Origin of the sequence: Myroides sp. C6-3 (genome assembly GCF_050522425.1) — a bacterium.
Classification (GTDB): domain Bacteria; phylum Bacteroidota; class Bacteroidia; order Flavobacteriales; family Flavobacteriaceae; genus Flavobacterium.
The window spans coordinates 64,537-82,592 of record NZ_JBMVQP010000015.1 but is presented as its reverse complement, the minus strand read 5'-3'; the positions used below and the strand labels follow the sequence as shown (position 1 = coordinate 82,592).

The window sequence follows — 18,056 nt, the reverse complement described above, 5'->3', positions numbered from 1 at the left end:
ACAAACCTCACAAACCTCACAAACCTCACAAACCTCACAAACCTCACAAACCTCACAAACCTCACAAACCTCACAAAGAACAAACCGCACAAACCGAGACAATCAACCAACAAAAAAAGCAGCCTCTAAAAAAAAAGAAAACTGCTTTTCGTACAAACCTATAACCCTATGTATGTAACTGTTCATCTATTTTTTCTCGATCTTTCGTACTGATCCACAGTTGTCCGATTTTTGACAGACGGATTCGAGTTAGTACATCCTTTGTTCGACCATAATGGTGAAACAAGACGTAGAGTAAAATTCCTATACCCAGGATGTTTAAAAAACCGAAAATAATCTTATTTGCAGCGAGAATCGCATTGAGTTGTACTGCACTTAGGTTGATAGCTCCACCCGATTGCATCAGCAGTGTGTCGTCTAAATACACCGCTAAATTACTCAAGCTCTGAAGTTGTAATTTATATTGCAACCATGTAAACAGGGAGCTAAAAATCCCCAAGGAGATAAAGGTTCTCCACAACAGGACAAAACCAATCAAGCTCAACAAGCTTGGAATATCTAATTGATCTAAAGTATAGTACCAAATCACAATAAACAAAATCCCCATCCCCATGCCTTTAAAAAACTGTGGTAACAACCACAAGTGGTAATTTAATTCAGGGACCATAAAGAAATACATCATAATCGTGTACATCATAAAAGAGGCAAACCCCATAAAGAGAAGCATTCGAATAGGATATAGCTGATTAAACCACTTATAGGAAATAATTGCGCCAACGACTAAACCAGGGATCATCATCATGTTTAATGAAGCATTAGTTAGGGCATTATAGCCCAAAATCCCCATGGCAAACGTATTTTGTAGATTTGTTGTTGCTAAGTACATTCCCAACAATAGAAGCATAATAATCCCATGTCTCACATTGTTTTTCTTAAACGCTTTTAGCGATAAGAAAGGACGCGTTAGGACTTTTTGTCGGATAAAGAAGGTAAAAGCCAAAATTATAAAAGACAAGGTGGCATACTGAATATGTTCCGATCTGAACCAGTCTTGTTGTTTTCCAAAGGCTAGTATATACCCTAAAATCATAAACGAACTAATATACAAGAGTACACTTAGCCAATCGACATAATACAAGGGCACTTTACGCATAAAGCGCTGGTTATGTTGAAAGACAATACAAATCATAGCAGCTACTAAACAAATAGACGCATAAATTAAGTAGCCAAATTGCCAATTGGCATAATATGAAATTTTGGTGATATAGTATCCTGCTATTTGGGTAACAATCAATACAGCGATATAGAAAATACTGTAAAATCGACCGCGATTTCCATCTTTTGACAAGAGAAACATTAGAGGGAGAACGACTTCCATCATCCCTAGCATCTTAAATACACCGATTAGAAAGGAGGCTCCAATGATGACTTGCGGTTGATGGGTAGTTCCCATCACAACAAACAAGAGCGCAATTCCCGTAAGGCTTGTTACTAGTATTTCTTTGGTTCTAAAACGCGCTTTGATTCGCACAATCAGTGGCATAACCGTTCCCATTCCCACCACACAAGCATAATTCGCCCATAAATAATATTCACTCATCGCACCAGTACGACTAAATAGGTAATATTGGAGGTATAGATGCCGTTAACCCCAAAAAAGATCAACGCAATCACTACGATAAGCAATAACATGATAGGTTTGGGCACCCAAGAGTAAAATAATCCTTGATTATACATAATATGTGTGTTGTTCTTACTTGTTTTTTAGTTGTACGTTCATGTTCATTCCCGCTTTTAAGCGACTCACTGCTTCGGCTTTATTTTGGTCGGTAAACTCAATACGCACCGGAATACGCTGTTGTACTTTTACGAAATTTCCGGTTGAATTATCCGTTGGCATACTAGAGTATCGATTACCTGTTGCAGCTGAAATAGCCGTTACAATTCCCTCAAATTCCTCTCCTCGAACAGCATCTGCTTTCATCATCAAGATAGTCCCCACCTGTACATCGGGCATTTGTGACTCCAAGAAATTAGCCGTCACCCATTTTTCATTATGGCGAACGATGGTTGTAAGCTGTTGACTCGGATTAAGCAACTGTCCGACACTAATTAAGCGTCTCCCCATTGCACCGTCATAAGGTGCTTTAATTACGGTATAGGACAGGTTCAGTTGAGCCATATCTAACAGGGCTTTGGTTCGCTTAATATCTGCATCATTTAAGGCTAAACGCGTATCAATCTCAGAAACGGAAAGTACGGTGGTCGTCTTTTGTTTTTTCAATGCATCAAAGGCCGATTTAGCGGCTTGATACTCGGTCGTCATTTGATCGTATTGCTGTTGGGTAACAGCCTCCACGGCTAACAATTTTTGAAAGCGATTTTTATTTTGCTCGGCATTCCACAAACGCGCTTGTGCTCCTTGAATATTGGATTCAAATACGCCAATCGTATTACTTGCCGTTTGTCGGGCAGATAGTGTCACTTCTTTAGCAGCTACTGCACTTAAATAAGCAGCTTCCGCTTGCTCCACTTGAGTTCGAATCTCACTGTCATCCAAAATAACCAACGTATCCCCAGCTTTTACCACTTGGTGTTCCATGAATCGAATGTCTTTGATGTAACCGGAAACTCTTGTATTAATCGGATTGATGTATTCTTCAACCTGAGCCGATTCAGTATAATCTTTGTCTCCAATGTGAAAATACTTCGTTAACAGCCAATAGAAAGCAAGAGCAACAATCAAAAATGTCAACGTATTGAGTACAATAATTTTGCGTTTTTTGATTACTTCTTGTTTGGTATTAATCGTAATAGGTGGACTTTTCTTTTCTTGTGGTTCTGTATGTGTTGTATGATCTGTTTGTTCCATGGTAATTTTAGCAATTTTACAACGTTCCCGTTGCTTTTAATAAACTATAATATTGATAAAGTACATTGATTTGCGCATTTGCATAGTGCAATTCTGCCTCAAGTTTGGCGTTAGTCGCATCGGTCATTTCAGCTTGAATCGCCAATTGATTCAAATATTTAGCTTCAATAATGCGGTAGTTTTCCTGTGCCAACTGCTGACTTTTCTCCAGCAAATGTGCGTTTTGAATCGCTTCTTCATATTTGGTATAAGAAGCGTGAACGCCCATCTCCACTTGTTGCATCGCTAATACGCGGGTTTCTTCTGCCTTTCCCTTTTCCAACTGTTCTAGCTTCACTTTCTTTGGGGTTTTGTAAAGATTGTCTAAGCTGTAACTCAGTGTTACTCCTACTTGCCAAGTATTGGAATACATATCCATCACGGGATTGGAAGTGGTAATGGGTCTACTCATATTGTAACCACCCATAGCCACCAATGCAGGATACTTATCTGTTTTTGCTAAAGCAATCTTCTGATCAGCAGCAGATATCGCCTTCTCCGTAATTTTTAACGTGGGATGATTTTCATAAGCTAAGTCCAAATAATCTGCATATAACCCCATCAATTCTTTTTCACTAATGGCTTCAGAGGGACTCAATTTGGTCTTGACATCCAAGCCTAACGCTATATTCAAATTGTAGTTGACGATGTTGATGTTATTGCTAACGACAAGCAAAGCTTGCTCGATGTTTTGCAAAGCTAATTCTCCGCGAATAACTTCGTTTCTCGTCAACATCCCTTGGCTGTAGAATTGCTTAACGTTTTCTAGGCGAATCTCCCCTAACTTTTTATTGTTTTGGTAAACTTCTTGTTGATTTAAAAGTTTATAAAGATCTAAATAGTTAGAAATAACCAAGAACTTGATCGATTGTTGATCGTTTATCCAGTCTAACTCGGCAATCTGCTCCCCTATTTTGGCCAATTCGATCGACTTTTTAATCGCCCCTCCTTTGTACAATAATTCCGAAGCTTGGATTGCATAAGAATTGCCAAAATGAGGCATATCTATCGTCCCTACTTTCGAAAAATCGCGATCTAAAAGTAAGGCATCGCCAATATAAGCTGCCGTAGCAGAAACCCCAATAGTAGGGAGTTGTTGTAGTTTTAAAATTTGTGTTTGTTGATTTGCAATTTCTTTTTGTTGAGCACTTAATTTCAACTGTTGATGATGCTCCAATGCCAACTTAATAACCTCTTCTACTGATAGTTGCTTTGATTTCTCTTGTGCATAACTCCAAGTAGTAGAAAGCAGTACAGCAACAAAACCACCCAGTAGTGTGCGCCATTTACTTTTCATTCTATATGTTGTTTAATACAGACAAAGGTAGGTTCAAATACGCAGACACTCAATGATTCAACTTCCCTAATAGATGTTCAAAAGTACTATTTACCACCTAATACCATCGCTCTATATTGCGTTGGACTCATCTTTAGATGTTTTTTAAAGAAATGAGTAAAAGCATATTGGTCGCTAAAATGCAATTTATTTCCAATTTCTTTAAGTGCTATAGAGGGGTTACTCAACTGGGCTTTTGCCTCATTGACAACAAATTCACTGATAATCTGATTGGGAGTACGTTGAGCAACTTCTTTAACCACAGCACTTAAATAGCGAATAGAAATATGCAGCGCATCAGCGTAAAACTGTACGCTTTTGGATTCTAAATAATGTGCGGAAACTAGATTGACGAAATCGTAGGTTAGCTTTTGCTGTCTGTTCAATTGTGAAAGTTGTTCTTCATGCAATGGAGCAACAATACTCACCAAGTGATACAATAGAATATTGAAATAGTTTTGGATAATCTGCTCCGCATAGGTGATCTCCTTATAGTTTTTCGTATAGTATGTAAGCGAGGTAATATTGTCCCAAAACACAGTAAACTCAGCAGGTTGAAGTGTAAACACACGTTTTAATTGGTTCTTTAGGTCTTTGTATACTTTGACTTTGTTGAGCTGAAACGTACTGTGTTCAACAAAATCGCGGTTATATCCCAATAGGCGCAATTCTGTATGCGGTGCTATCTCCAAGATCTCATAAACGTATTTGGTGTTGATCAACAGAAAGGAAGCGCTGTAAATTTCGATTTCGTTAATTTGTTCTTTTATTCTAATATACCCTTTTTTTACAAATAAAATAGAGGGCCTTTTTGGGCGATACGGACGCCCAGCAGCTGCAGTTTCAAACAGCGTTTCTTCTGTATACACGCGAAGTTCTTCGTACAGTTGCTTTTCTATCGGTTCTATTGCGGTCATGACTTAACTATTAAGGACACCTATTTCAAAAGGAATAGCTAAGTTATCTTTCTTTGCTGCTATATCCTAAGGGAACTGATAAAAAAATCAAATAGAAAATAGTATTAACTTCCTTTTTAGTATGATAATCAAAGAAGTATTCTTTTTTTATCTCCAAACAGAAGCAAAAGGTATATTTTTTGCAGTTTACAAACAGCAGTAAAGCATTCATATCCTATTTTTATATCCTACTATTTGTCAACAATTCTTTTTACCACAAAGTATTGGCTAAAAAAACCTTCTATCAATTTAGCGACAAATAGTAGTTTTGTTTACAGTTTACAGTTTACCGTTAACCAATAACTATTTTCGTTCAAAGAAAAATCCATCTATTTTAGAAATATCTACTGTTAACCGATAACCGTTAACTGTTAACCGTTAACTGTTAACCGTTCACTGTTAACAACAAATAATACCCTATATTTGCATGCTTTTTTCGTTAGTGTTAGATTTTCTAATTTCATATATAGCGAAAGAGGTTTCAATCATTTAACCTTCAAATATGGAAACAAAGACAACAATACCTTTTTCAAGGTATGAGAAATTTGTCATCTTTATATTAGCTATTACCCAATTTACCGTTATTTTGGATTTTATGGTTATGGCTCCTTTAGGTGATTTATTGCTTAAAAATTTGGCGATGGACACGCAAGATTTTGGTATTGCGGTATCTGCTTATGCTTTTAGTGCGGGGGCCTCAGGTTTGTTAACTGCGGGGTTTGCGGATAAGTTTGATCGCAAAAAACTATTGCTGTTTTTCTACCTTGGTTTTATTGCAGGTACTTTGTTCTGTGGTTTGGCCTATTCCTACGAGACGCTCGTAGCTGCTCGTATTTTCACAGGATTATTCGGTGGAGTAATCGGATCGATTTCTATGGCTATTATCACCGATATTTTTAGCTTACAACAGCGTGGTCGTGTAATGGGTTTTATTCAGATGGGGTTTGGAGCAAGTCAAGTCTTGGGCATTCCCATTGGTTTGTATATTGCTAATAAATGGGTTTGGGAGGCGCCTTTCTTCTTGATTGTTGCTCTTTCGATCGTGATTGCTCTGCTTATTTTTCTATACTTGCATCCTGTAAATGCACATTTACAGCTACAACAGGACCACAAACCCTTAACTCATTTGTGGAATACACTTAAAAATAAAGAGTATCGCATCGGATTCGTTGCTACGACTTTTTTATCGGTTGGTGGATTTATGATGATGCCTTTTGGTACGATCTTCGCCGTAAACAATTTAGGAGTTCACCCGGATCAATTACCACTATTATTCATGGTTTCTGGGGTAACCTCTTTGCTTTTCATGCCGTTTATCGGAAAATTGAGTGATAAAATGAATAAATACATACTCTTTAGTATAGCCTCTATTTGGTTGATGCTCGTTTGTGTAGTCTATACCAATATGGCGCAAATTCCTTTGTGGTTGGTTATGGTAATCAATGTCTTAATGATGTTTGGTATTATGAGCCGTATGGTGCCCTCTTCTGCACTTACTAGTGCGGTTCCTGAAGGAAAGGACCGAGGTGCGTTTATGAGTATCAACTCCTCTATTCAACAAATTTCTGGCGGTATAGCCGCTGCTATCGCAGGCTTAATCGTTTATCAAGAACACAAAAATAGCCCACTGATGAACTATGATATTGTAGGTTATGTAGTTGTTGGGGTTTCTTGTTTGAGTATTGTATTGATGTATCGCGTGAATCAGTTGATTCAAACGAAACGATAAAAGATTTGCCGTTTGTTGAGAGGTAGATTTTTTAAACTTTAAACACAACTGATTTCAGTCAAAACACACCTAAAAAAAGAGGGTGGCCTTTTGGGACACCCTCTTTTTATTTACTTGACAACAAATCGAACGGATCGATATTGCCCTTCTACTTTTAGCACTAAAATATAGCTACCCGCAGCGAGGTTGAGTGGTAAATCAACAACTGAATGAGGTTGTTCTAATTCCCCCTTGACCATAAACTGTCCTAGGGCATTGTACACCGTGTATGCTGTTGTGGTAAACTGTTCTACCGGATAATCAAATCGAATATGTAACGGTTGACTTTTTGCCACTGGATTCGGATATACTGCCAATCCATAGCCGTGTTTCTGTTGGATTCCCATTGGGCAAGTAGTGAATACTTTGCCATTTTTGGTGTAGAGTACAGCATAATACTCCGCATTGGGATCAAGTTTATCTTCTAGCGTTGGACCTTCGGAAAAGAACTGTTTTTCCGCTACTTTTTGTCCGTTTTTATACCATTGGTATTTTTCAAACACATAGCCTCCATTGGTTTTGGGGTTGTTGTTGACAAAAACTACGTTGTCGTATTTCTGCATGAGAATCCCTTCCCATGGAATGCGTTTTTCAATGATGACTTTATAGGTTGTTCGGTGTATTCCATCTTGAGCAAGTACTTCGATCTCCTGTTCAAACGTTCCATAACCAGGTGTTGGCAGAACGATGACTTCAGACGGAAGCACCGTAGCTCCGAGTTGTACAGTCACCTCTATGCGAACAGAATCACTTTGACCCCCATCACAATCAAGAATAATTAAGGTATTTTGGGTTGGTTTTTCATAGCGAACTCCATCTACCTCTAAGATCCAGATGCTGCTGTCTTTGCTGTTCACAACCAAAGTACGCGTCACAGCTGTTGCAGCTTTATAGTTGGTATTTCCACTTTGATGCGCTGTAATCTCCACCACACCCGGAGTGAGTAATGTTACCTGTCCGGCTGTACTTATCGTCACAGGCTCATGTTCTATGTATTGATACGTATAAGTCACGGCTAATCCCGAAGAGGCTGTGGCATTGAGCGCAAATGCTGCGGTATCTTCTAATACAAGTGGAGAAGCCAAATCAAAGCTTATCTGCTGTTCCGCTTGTGTGATTTGAAGCGTAGCAGTAAGCGTTAATACCTCGTAATTACTGCCGTAATCTACCGTAGCGGTAACTGCATAGGTGCCTACATCCACCTGATTATTTCCTGTATAACGAACCGTTGCTTCTGGTTGAAGCTCTCCTTGAACCGTTAACGATTTTGGCAAACCATCGTAAACAAAGGTTTGATTGTTCAACTGAAGTCCAGCAATTCTCCCTTTTACAATTTGGAAGTCACTCGAAGTAAAACGCGTTAATTCGTAATTCGAATTGGGTTGAAGTGTCCCTTGTGTGATGGCGTACACACCAACCTCTTCTCCCAATACACGGGTTAGTGCTCCTCTAAATACAGTTGCAGCATAATCCCCATTAACCAGTCCTAGAGCACGATAGGTCAACACGGGATCGGCAGTGCCATAGGCTTTTTGCTGTCCTGCGTTGACAACCACCTCCACAGAAGCGGGTGTAATTGTAAAATACTCTTGTTCAAGGGTTAAGGTATAGTTATCGGTTGTCGTTAGTGTACCTAGCTGGTAAACATAACGACCGACATTTTCTCCTAATTGACGGCTCAATATTCCCCTTACAACAGCAGGAGTATCTCCGTTAGTTAAACCAGAAACCGTATACGTATAAGTTGGATTTGCACTGCCGTACACCTTGGTTTGCTCCACATCCGGAACAATAGTCAACGGTGCTGCTGTAATTGCATAATCAGCAGATACAAAGTCAATATCATAATTTACCCCAGCAGCTAAAGTGCCTAGAGTGATGGCATATAGTCCCACCGACTCCCCTGCTTGTCGTGCTAAAGCCCCTGTCAGTAGAGATTGATCATCACCTGCCTTAAAGCCCGTTACACGGTAAGTGAATACCCCATCGGCACTGCCATACACTTTTGTTTGATTTGCCTCTGCTACAACGCTCAGTGTTGCCTTTTTAACTTGTACGTCAATGCGTTGACGCTCACTCTCACAACCCGTTGGGGTACGTTGACTTACCCAATACGTTTGAGTACCAATAGCCGTTGTACTTGGCGTTGGTGCCGTGGTCATTCCTTGCCCCCCTGTTTCAGCAGTATACCACAAGAGTGTATGAGCGGCTCCTGCTGTTGCTGTTAAAGGAAGGGCTGTATCTCCATAGGTATAAACCACAGGCGTATCGACCTGAGGCATAGCTACTTCACTAGGTTGTGTAAGTTCAAAATCATGCGTGATTGTACAACCATTCGCATCGGTAATCGTTACGCTATACGTTCCCTTAACTAAGCCTGTGGCTTCATTCGTTGTGGATGCAATGCCATTGTCCCAAGTATAGGTGTATGGCGCTGTTCCGCCAGTTACTTCCACTTGAGCAGAACCATTTGCTTCCCCATAGCAAGTGACATTCGTTTGTGTTGGCGTTGCCTCTAAAATATCTGGTTGGCTAATCGTAAAAGTTTGAGCAATCTCACAACCATTCGCATCGGTAATCGTTACGGTATAGGTTCCTGCAGTTAAGTCGGTAGCTTCATCAGTTGTGGATGCAATGCCTTGATTCCAAGCATAGGTATACGGTGCTGTTCCACCGGTAACTGCCACTTGAGCAGAACCATTCGCTTCCCCATAGCAAGTGACATTCGTTTGTGTTGGCGTTGCCTCTAAAACATCCGGTTGAGTAATCGTAAACTCTTCCGTGATTATACAGCCATTCACATCGGTAATCGTTACGGTATAAGTTCCTGCAGCTAAGTTGGTTGCTTCATTTGTCGTTGATGCAATGTTATTGTCCCAGGCATAAGTGTATGGTGCTGTTCCACCAGTTACTTCCACTTGAGCAGAACCGTTCGCTTCTCCATAACAAATCACATTCGTTTGTGTTGGCGTTGCCTCTAAAGCAGTTGGTTGACTAATCGTAAACTCTTCCGTGATTATACAGCCATTCACATCGGTAATGCTTACCGTATACGTTCCCTTAGCTAAGCCCGTCGCTTCATTCGTTGTGGATGCAATGTTATTGTCCCAAGTATAGGTGTATGGCGCTGTTCCGCCAGTTACTGCCACTTGAGCAGAACCATTCGCTTCCCCATAGCAAGTGACATTCGTTTGTGTTGGCGTTGCCTCTAAAGCAGTTGGTTGAGTAATCGTAAACTCTTCCGTGATTATACAGCCATTCGCATCGGTAATGCTTACCGTATAGGTTCCTGCAGTTAAGTTGGTTGCTTCATTCGTTGTGGATGCAATGCCTTGATTCCAAGTATAGGTGTACGGCGCTGTTCCACCGGTAACATCCACTTGAGCAGAACCGTTCGCTTCTCCATAACAAATCACATTCGTTTGTGTTGGCGTTACCTCTAAAGCAGTTGGTTGAGTAATCGTAAACTCTTCCGTGATTATACAGCCATTCACATCGGTAATGCTTACCGTATACGTTCCCTTAGCTAAGCCCGTCGCTTCATTCGTTGTGGATGCAATGTTATTGTCCCAAGTATAGGTGTATGGCGCTGTTCCGCCAGTTACTTCCACTTGAGCAGAACCGTTTGCTTCCCCATAGCAAGTGACATTCGTTTGTGTTGGCGTTGCCTCTAAAACATCTGGTTGAGTAATCGTAAACGTTTGAGCAATCTCACAGCCATTCGCATCGGTAATACTTACTGTATAAGTTCCTGCAGCTAAGTCGGTAGCTTCATTGGTTGTAGATGCAATGCCATTGTCCCAAGTATAGGTGTATGGCGCTGTTCCGCCGGTTACCTTCACCGTTGCGGATCCAATCGCTTCTCCAAAACACAAAACCGAATGAGAAAGGACGGTAGCGATTAAATTACATTGATTTTCATAGGCTCCAATGTCAATATTCTCCCCAACTAAACGCGGATTACCTGCTAAATCTTGATCTGTAGTAAGAGTGGGATTAACGTCTCTATACAACGCATTATTTCCTTGATTGATCAACGGACTAGTGGGTTTTAAGCGATAATCCCCTTGAGTAGGATCGACAAAGAGATCCGCTACCGCTTGGCCAGTATCCGCTATATTGCCATTGCCAGCCGTTGTATGCCCTTGCACTAAACTGTATTTATACTCGAGCATACCTTCTGTTGGGATATTACTTGGATTATCACCTGATAACCAACTAGTACCACGAAGCAAAGTGCCATCGGTTGCTTGATTATCGAATATAATACTGTTGTGTACCTTTAGGGTGTTAATACTTCCCCTGTTATAATAGATACTATTTAACCCCTTATTGCCTACAAAAGTAGCATTGAGTAGGGTTAGCGTAGACGTATTATTGGGGTCTAAATAAATACCACTTCCTACTACTCCTGAATTATCACTTAGGCTAGAATTCGTCAACGTAACAGAAGAAAAATCAGAAGAAGAATAAATACCTCCTCCGTCCTGATCTGCCTTATTATTACTTATGATGGAGTTTTTCAACACAAGAGAAGAATAAGAATAAACCCCTCCTCCTGACTTATCTGCCTTATTATTACTTATTGTGGAATTCGTTAACACAATAGGAGAAGAAAAAGCATAAATCCCTCCTCCATACTCTGCATGATTACCGCTTATTGTGTAATTCGTCAACGTAATAGAAAAAGAATTAGAAGTAGAAACAGCATAAATCCCTCCTCCAGCATTTCTATATACATCCTTACGATTTATCAATAAGTAACCTAAGCCATTGGCATTGCCCTGGGTGATGGTGAAACCATCCAGCTGGAATTCAACTCCATTTTCACTAGCCGCTACCACCACGTGATAGGCATTGTTTGCAATATCCTCATCTTGACCTAAATCACCACTTAAGATGGTTTCATTGTCCGTGGTAGTAAAATTGCGTTGATCTAAACTCGTTTCATTCCCTGCAAAGCCCCCGTATACGTCCACGTGATCCACCATCAAAAAGGTGACATCGCGATCTGTTGTTGATGCGGTAAAAGTAACCGGATGATACAGAGGATAATATGTTCCCTTAGCTACCCATATTTGCAGAGGTGCTGCTGAAAAATCAGCTTTATGTTCATTAGCCCAATGCAAAGCATCGGCTAACTCGCCTACGGCATTGGCCCAGGAGCTACCATTACCTGTTTCGCCTTTTTTAACGTAGAGCACATTTGCGGTTGGGTTAAAACTAAAGGACTGATGTTCATAGGCTCCAATATCCACTCGATAATCAATCAAACGCGGATACCCCGCCAAATCTTGATCTGTATTAAGATTGAGATTACCGCCTCTATACAACGTATCATTCCCTTGATTGATCAACGGACTAGTGGATTTTAAGCGATAATCCCCTTGGGTAGGATCGACAAAGAGATCTGTAACGGCTTGGCCGGTATCCACTATATTGCCATTGCCAACCGTTGTATGTCCTTGCACTAAACTGTATTTATACTCGAGTCTATTCCCTGTTGGGATATTATTTAAATCAGTACCTCCTAGCCAATCAGTTCCACTAAGCAGCGTTCCATCGGTTGCTTGATTGCCGAATATAATGCTGTTGTGTACCTTTAGGGTGTTAGTACTTCCTTCGTAATAGTAAATACCATTCTCCCCTTTATTGCCTACAAAGGTAGTATTGAGTAGGGTTAGTGAAGAAGAAGAAAAAGCAGGAGAAGAATAAATACCTCCTCCTCTGTTTGCCTTATTGTTACTTATCGTGGAATTCCTTAACACAATAGAAGATGAAATAGTATAAATACCTCCTCCTCTATTTGCCTCATTATTACTTATCGTGGAATTCGTTAACACAGTAGTAGAAGAAGAAGAAGAAGAAGAAGAAATCCCTCCTCCCTTCCAATCCGCCTTATTATTACTTACCGTGGAATTCGTCAACACCATAGAAGCAGAAGCAGAAATCCCGCCTCCACTATTTGCCTTATTGTTACTTATCGTGGAGTTCGTTAACACAGTAGAAGAAGCAGAAGAAGGAGCATAAATTCCACCTCCTTCAAAATCTGCATAATTACCTCTTATTGTGGAATTCGCCAACACAATATAAGGAAAAAAAGAAGAAGCATAAATCCCGCCTCCACTTTTTGCCATATTATTACTTATTGCGGAATTCGTTAACGTAACAGAAGAAGAAACAGAAATCCCTCCTCCTTTATTCCTATCAACAGACTCATCATTTAGTACTAAATAATCTGAACCATTGGCATTGCCCTGGGTGATGGTCAAACCATCCAACTTCAATTCAACCTCATTTGCACTAGCCGCTACCACCACGTGATAGGCATTGTTTGCAATATCCTCATCTTGACCTAAATCACCGCTCAAGATGGTTTCATTGGTATTGTTTGCAAAATTGCGTTGATCTAAACTCGTTTCATTCCCTGCAAACCCCCCATACAAATCCACGTGATCCACCATCAAAAAGGTGACATCGCGATCTGTTGTTGATGCGGCAAAAGTAACCGGATGATACAGAGGATAATATGTTCCCTTGGCTACCCATATTTGCAGAGGTGCTGCTGTTGAAAAATCAGCTTTATGTTCATTAGCCCAATGCAAAGCATCGGCTAACTCCCCTACGGCATTGTTCCAGGAGCTACCATTACCAGTTGCGCCTTTTTTGACGTACAAGATTCCATTGGATGGAGTTAGCGTTTGTGTCCAGCCAGATAAAGAAGCAAATAAAAGGAAAAGAAAAAGGAGGATTACTTTTTTCATATTGGTGTATTTTAGGTCAAAAATAAAATCCGTAAAATCACAATCGATGTGAATTTCCACTACCTAAAGCAGGGATTTCGTTTTTCGTTTATGCTTTTTTTAACATAAACTACCACCAAATATATTTGTTTCCTTTAACAAAACCTTTTTTTAAGGGGGGACAAATAGGGGACATTTTAAAAATACGTTGAAAACTAAAGGGTTACAAAGGCTTAAAGCGATCGATTACCATCTAAAAACAGGCTCAATCTACGCCTTTACCTCTGCTTAACACGGAGTTTCTTTAGGCAATCTGCCAAGTGTTCTTGCTGTTCAGCATGGAGTGAATACGCACTTATTCTCGGTTTGTATACAATTTTATCACCATGGTAAATAAGAAGTTTCGCCCATTTTCCGTGTTGTGTAAACATGGAACTATAAGTAAAGGTTAACTCGTCTAAAGGATAGCTTTTTGTTGTTCTCTTCCCCCAATGACTATAGGTATAAACCAATTGTCGTTGTATGCCATCGAGCTGAACTTCACGATCGGCCTGTGCGAAACTAAAAAACAGGATCAAAAAGGGTATGAGCAACCCGCAACCAATTACATAGGCATAGCCAAGTTCCAAGGTATAGCCGATTGCACCTCCTCCCAAGAAGAAGAACAAAAGCATGAAGTAATCCAATCGAGTGGTATAAGTATAATTCATCTTTTTTCTATTATTTTACTGCGTTGTACGCTTCAAAAACAAAATAGTAAAACGCACAATACCCCCTACTCTTTTCTTCCACTTTTGGGCAATAAAGGGGATTAATTCCCTTTCCAAAAAAAGGCAACACACTAGTTTACAAGATCTTAAACACATATCCTCCTATGTTTGTTTGGGTCTTGTTCGATACTCCTTCGGTATTTACTGGGTTTTCCCCCCTTTTACCGAACAAGACTCGAACGAGACTCGAACAAGGTCTATAGCAAATCGGGAATTTGTAGTTGGGAAAGCAAGGAGTCGAGCTATTTTCGATTCACTTTGAGAAAGAGTTTTTTATTGCCGTTTTGATCGAAGCGATAAACATAAAGCTCAGTAGCATTCGCCTCTTGTACAATACGATCGCCTTTGATAATTTCTGCAGGAGCATCAAAGGTATAATGGGTAAAGAGCACTCCTTTAGCATCGTAAAACATATAGGCACCATCGGAAGAAACTTCGATTTTATCTACAACAAAGTCTATTGCTTCGGTTTGCCTTACTTCTACTTTACTCGGTTGACTCTTCATAAAATGGCTAAATTGCAAAACTGCAACAGCCACAACAACAAGAACAATGATGATTCCTTTTTTCAATGCGTTGGGATTTTGTTGGGATAAAGCTACGATTTAAATCTTTGATGGGAAAAATATTGTTGGGTGTTTGTCGTTTTTTGTTTTTTGTTCCCTCACTGATCACTCATCACTGATCACTCATCACTGATCACTGATCACTGATCACTGATCACAACTTCTGTTACAGCAATATATTTTTCAAAGATTTTTTTTGCTTTTTTCTTCGTCACTTCTTTTTTGTAGGTATCGTGTTCCGAAAGGTAGACTACGGGTGCTTTTTTACACATGCCTTGACACTTCATTTTACACAACGCATACTCGGTTCCAAGACCACTTTCTTCAAGTAGATCTTCAAAGCATGCCTTGGCTTCTTCATTGTATCGGCAACATTTTTTTCCATCGCAAACGAAGATTGTTCGCTCACCTTTCTTAACTTTACTCATTGGGATAAAAGTTTGCTACAAATATATAGTTATATTTATCCATTCTAAATAAAAATTTAGTTAAAAATGCGATCGATTAAAACAAGATATTATGTTCTGGGATTTGTTGTATTTCTAATCCTTAAAAAAATACTAACCTCAAATCCCGAATGGGTGGAGCGCTTTTATACACAGGGTTTTTATGCCTTTTATTTGCGTATGATCACGGCTATTACCAACCTACTTCCCTTCTCGATTGGCGATGTACTCTATTTTTTGGTGGGGGTTTTCCTCTTGTGGAAAATTAGGTTGATAGGGAAAGCAAACAAAGGGGGCAAGCAGAAAATACGACAATACCTTCGTTTTGCACTCAAGGGAGGTTTGCTTTTTTATGTAACTTTTACTTTGCTGTGGGGATTCAATAATTACCGTGTTTCGATACGTACTCAACTCGATTTACAACAAGGCTATACAACAGCAGAACTGACGCGATTAACACAAGAAATCATTCATCAAACCAATGCCTTACAACTACTGTTAACACAGGATTCTCTTCGTGAGGTTGTTATTTCCTTTGATAAAAAGCAAATCCTACAAGATGCTGAATTAGGGATAAGTCGTTTAAGTGAATCAACGCAATGGTATACCTATGGAAATCAAAAAGCCAAAGGCTCACTCTATAGTTTACCGCTCACCTATATGGGATTTTCGGGCTATGTGAATCCCTTTACACTAGAAGCGCAAGTCAATACTAAAATACCAACCTCTACTTTTATTGTAACGGCTTCACATGAAATTGCACATCAGCTCGGTTATGCCAAAGAAAGCGAAGCGAACTTCATTGGGTTTCTTGCTGCCAAACAACAAGAAGACCTACATTATCAGTACTCAGCGAATATCTTCGCCTTGCGTTATTGCTTAAAAGCACTAGAAGGGGAAGAATCGGAACTCAATTTTAAGGCTATACTCAAAGAAATTCACCCTGGTGTGCAGGTCAACCTAATGGAAAACACTGTTTTTTGGCAATCGTATAAGTCAATTACAGATTCGATTTTTAAGTTTATCTACAGCAATTTCCTCAAGCTCAACAACCAGAAAGAAGGCATTCGATCCTACAATATGTTTATTGATTTACTGATTCACTACAATAAGAAAGAGCCTGTGTTTACAGGCTCTTTCTCGTTTATTCATTGTTCTTTGTAAAACTTTCTTCGTTCTTTTTCTTGTATGGACGGACGATTAAACGCGCTTGACGATCGAACATCAAGTAGTTGTACATCCAGTTCCAAAACACCAAGAATTTGTTTCTAAATCCGATTAAGGACATTAAGTGGACAAACATCCAAACAAACCAAGCAAAGAATCCACTGAAGTGGAATTTAGGTAAGTCAACCACTGCTTTATTTCTTCCTATGGTTGCCATAGATCCTTTGTCGTTGTACACGAATTTCTTCAATGGTTTTCCGTCTCTTAATTGAATTAAGTTATTGGCTAATAATTGACCTTGTTGAATCGCGGGTTGCGCCATCATTGGGTGCCCCATTGGCAGGTTTTCCGTAACCATAGCCGCCACATCTCCAATAGCAAAAATATCACTAAAACCTTCTACTTGGTTGTATTCGTTTACTTTTAGTCGATTTCCTCTCTGAATCACGGACGCTTCAAATCCATCTATCACAGCTCCCATTACTCCAGCCGTCCAGATCACGGTTTCGGTTTTGAATTCTAATCCCGATTTGGTGTGTACTGTTTTTCCATCAAAATCCGTTACGATTTCATTCACCCAAACATTCACGCCTAATTTTTCTAAGAATTCTTGCGCGCTCTTAGAGGATTTCTCTGACATGGCATCTAACACTTTGGATCCCCCTTGAATCACGTTGATTTCCATTTGTCGGATATCTAAATCGGGATAATCTTTGGGCAACACGTGTTTTTTCATTTCGGCTAATGCCCCTGCAAGCTCTACTCCTGTTGGTCCTGCACCGACAATCACGAAATTCATTAACGCGCGTTTTTCTTTTTCGTCATTGGTTAATAAGGCTTCTTCAAAATTTTCCAATACCAAACTGCGAATGTTCAACGATTGTGGAATCGTCTTCATCGCCATACTGTTTTGTTGGATAGCGGTATTGCCAAAAAAGTTTGTTTTAGAACCTGTTGCAAGCACTAAGTAGTCAAAAAAGATGGTGCCAATATCGGCTATAACTTTTTTATTTTCAGTATCAATGCGTTGAACTTGAGCTACGCGAAAGTAAATTCCCTCATAGTTTTGAACCACTTTACGAATGGGGAATGCAATCGATCCTGATTCCAAACCGCCTGTTGCGACTTGATACAGCAAGGGTTGAAACGTATGATAATTATGCTTATCTAATAAGACAACTTGAAAATTTTTGTTTTTCAATTTCTTAGCTAATGCTAATCCACCAAATCCTCCTCCAATAATTACTACTCTCGGACGATTCGATGTAGGAATATTCATCATAACTACGCTATTTTATCCTACAAATTTACGACTATTTATCAAGTTTTTAGTTTCCAATCCAAGGCTTGGTGCGAAAGTCAATCTTTTCAGTTAGCTTCTACTCAAAAAATA

At 39.7% G+C, this 18,056-nt stretch carries 11 protein-coding genes; 2 read left to right on the top strand and 9 right to left on the bottom strand.

All coding sequences use genetic code 11. The annotated features are described in order from the left end of the window. Positions 1-166 precede the first annotated feature (166 nt). The 4 genes from ACPDG9_RS08390 to ACPDG9_RS08375 form a co-directional block, all read right to left on the bottom strand. The gene (locus tag ACPDG9_RS08390; RefSeq protein ID WP_430527312.1) at positions 167-1,600 is read right to left on the bottom strand and encodes an MFS transporter; all 1,434 of its coding nucleotides are present in this window, start codon (positions 1,598-1,600) and stop codon (positions 167-169) included. Between the two features lie 153 nt (positions 1,601-1,753). Next, the gene (locus tag ACPDG9_RS08385) at positions 1,754-2,872 is read right to left on the bottom strand and encodes an HlyD family secretion protein (protein ID WP_430527311.1); all 1,119 of its coding nucleotides are present in this window, start codon (positions 2,870-2,872) and stop codon (positions 1,754-1,756) included. 16 nt (positions 2,873-2,888) lie between these two features. Next, on the bottom strand, positions 2,889-4,208 hold the full coding sequence (locus tag ACPDG9_RS08380) for a TolC family protein (RefSeq protein ID WP_430527310.1): 1,320 nt from the start codon (positions 4,206-4,208) through the stop codon (positions 2,889-2,891). An 86-nt stretch (positions 4,209-4,294) separates the two neighbouring features. Further along, entirely contained in the window at positions 4,295-5,164 is an 870-nt protein-coding gene (locus tag ACPDG9_RS08375) for a helix-turn-helix domain-containing protein (RefSeq protein ID WP_430527309.1), read from the bottom strand. 541 nt (positions 5,165-5,705) lie between these two features. Between ACPDG9_RS08375 and ACPDG9_RS08370 the strand changes: the two genes are divergently transcribed. After that, positions 5,706-6,932 carry an MFS transporter gene (locus ACPDG9_RS08370; RefSeq protein WP_430527308.1) on the top strand — a complete coding sequence of 409 codons (1,227 nt, stop codon included), beginning with the start codon at positions 5,706-5,708 and terminating at the stop codon, positions 6,930-6,932. Positions 6,933-7,042: 110 nt separating this feature from the next. On the opposite strand, the gene ACPDG9_RS08365 is transcribed toward ACPDG9_RS08370, so the two are convergent. The 4 genes from ACPDG9_RS08365 to ACPDG9_RS08350 form a co-directional block, all read right to left on the bottom strand. Next, positions 7,043-13,735 (bottom strand): MBG domain-containing protein, encoded by a 6,693-nt coding sequence (locus tag ACPDG9_RS08365; protein WP_430527307.1) that lies wholly within the window; start codon positions 13,733-13,735, stop codon positions 7,043-7,045. A gap of 257 nt (positions 13,736-13,992) precedes the next feature. After that, positions 13,993-14,424 (bottom strand): hypothetical protein, encoded by a 432-nt coding sequence (locus ACPDG9_RS08360; protein WP_430527306.1) that lies wholly within the window; start codon positions 14,422-14,424, stop codon positions 13,993-13,995. Positions 14,425-14,726: 302 nt separating this feature from the next. Further along, positions 14,727-15,056 carry a hypothetical protein gene (locus ACPDG9_RS08355; protein ID WP_430527305.1) on the bottom strand — a complete coding sequence of 110 codons (330 nt, stop codon included), beginning with the start codon at positions 15,054-15,056 and terminating at the stop codon, positions 14,727-14,729. A gap of 134 nt (positions 15,057-15,190) precedes the next feature. After that, positions 15,191-15,478, bottom strand: coding sequence for a (2Fe-2S) ferredoxin domain-containing protein (locus ACPDG9_RS08350; protein ID WP_430527304.1), 288 nt, complete (start codon positions 15,476-15,478; stop codon positions 15,191-15,193). A gap of 66 nt (positions 15,479-15,544) precedes the next feature. On the opposite strand from ACPDG9_RS08350, the gene ACPDG9_RS08345 reads away from it, so the two are divergent. After that, on the top strand, positions 15,545-16,660 hold the full coding sequence (locus tag ACPDG9_RS08345; protein WP_430527303.1) for a DUF3810 domain-containing protein: 1,116 nt from the start codon (positions 15,545-15,547) through the stop codon (positions 16,658-16,660). Here ACPDG9_RS08345 and ACPDG9_RS08340 read toward each other — a convergent pair. Beyond that, positions 16,641-17,945, bottom strand: a complete 1,305-nt coding sequence (locus tag ACPDG9_RS08340; RefSeq protein WP_430527302.1) for an NAD(P)/FAD-dependent oxidoreductase — start codon at positions 17,943-17,945, stop codon at positions 16,641-16,643. The genes ACPDG9_RS08345 and ACPDG9_RS08340 overlap by 20 nt on opposite strands. Positions 17,946-18,056: the final 111 nt, after the last annotated feature.

Bases quoted from the DNA above. Each gene is read 5' to 3' on its own strand.
- ACPDG9_RS08390 (WP_430527312.1), bottom strand. From the start codon at position 1,600: ATGAGTGAATATTATTTATGGGCGAATTATGCTTGTGTGGTGGGAATG.
- ACPDG9_RS08385 (WP_430527311.1), bottom strand. From the start codon at position 2,872: ATGGAACAAACAGATCATACAACACATACAGAACCACAAGAAAAGAAA.
- ACPDG9_RS08380 (WP_430527310.1), bottom strand. From the start codon at position 4,208: ATGAAAAGTAAATGGCGCACACTACTGGGTGGTTTTGTTGCTGTACTG.
- ACPDG9_RS08375 (WP_430527309.1), bottom strand. From the start codon at position 5,164: ATGACCGCAATAGAACCGATAGAAAAGCAACTGTACGAAGAACTTCGC.
- ACPDG9_RS08370 (WP_430527308.1), top strand. From the start codon at position 5,706: ATGGAAACAAAGACAACAATACCTTTTTCAAGGTATGAGAAATTTGTC.
- ACPDG9_RS08365 (WP_430527307.1), bottom strand. From the start codon at position 13,735: ATGAAAAAAGTAATCCTCCTTTTTCTTTTCCTTTTATTTGCTTCTTTA.
- ACPDG9_RS08360 (WP_430527306.1), bottom strand. From the start codon at position 14,424: ATGAATTATACTTATACCACTCGATTGGATTACTTCATGCTTTTGTTC.
- ACPDG9_RS08350 (WP_430527304.1), bottom strand. From the start codon at position 15,478: ATGAGTAAAGTTAAGAAAGGTGAGCGAACAATCTTCGTTTGCGATGGA.
- ACPDG9_RS08345 (WP_430527303.1), top strand. From the start codon at position 15,545: ATGCGATCGATTAAAACAAGATATTATGTTCTGGGATTTGTTGTATTT.
- ACPDG9_RS08340 (WP_430527302.1), bottom strand. From the start codon at position 17,945: ATGATGAATATTCCTACATCGAATCGTCCGAGAGTAGTAATTATTGGA.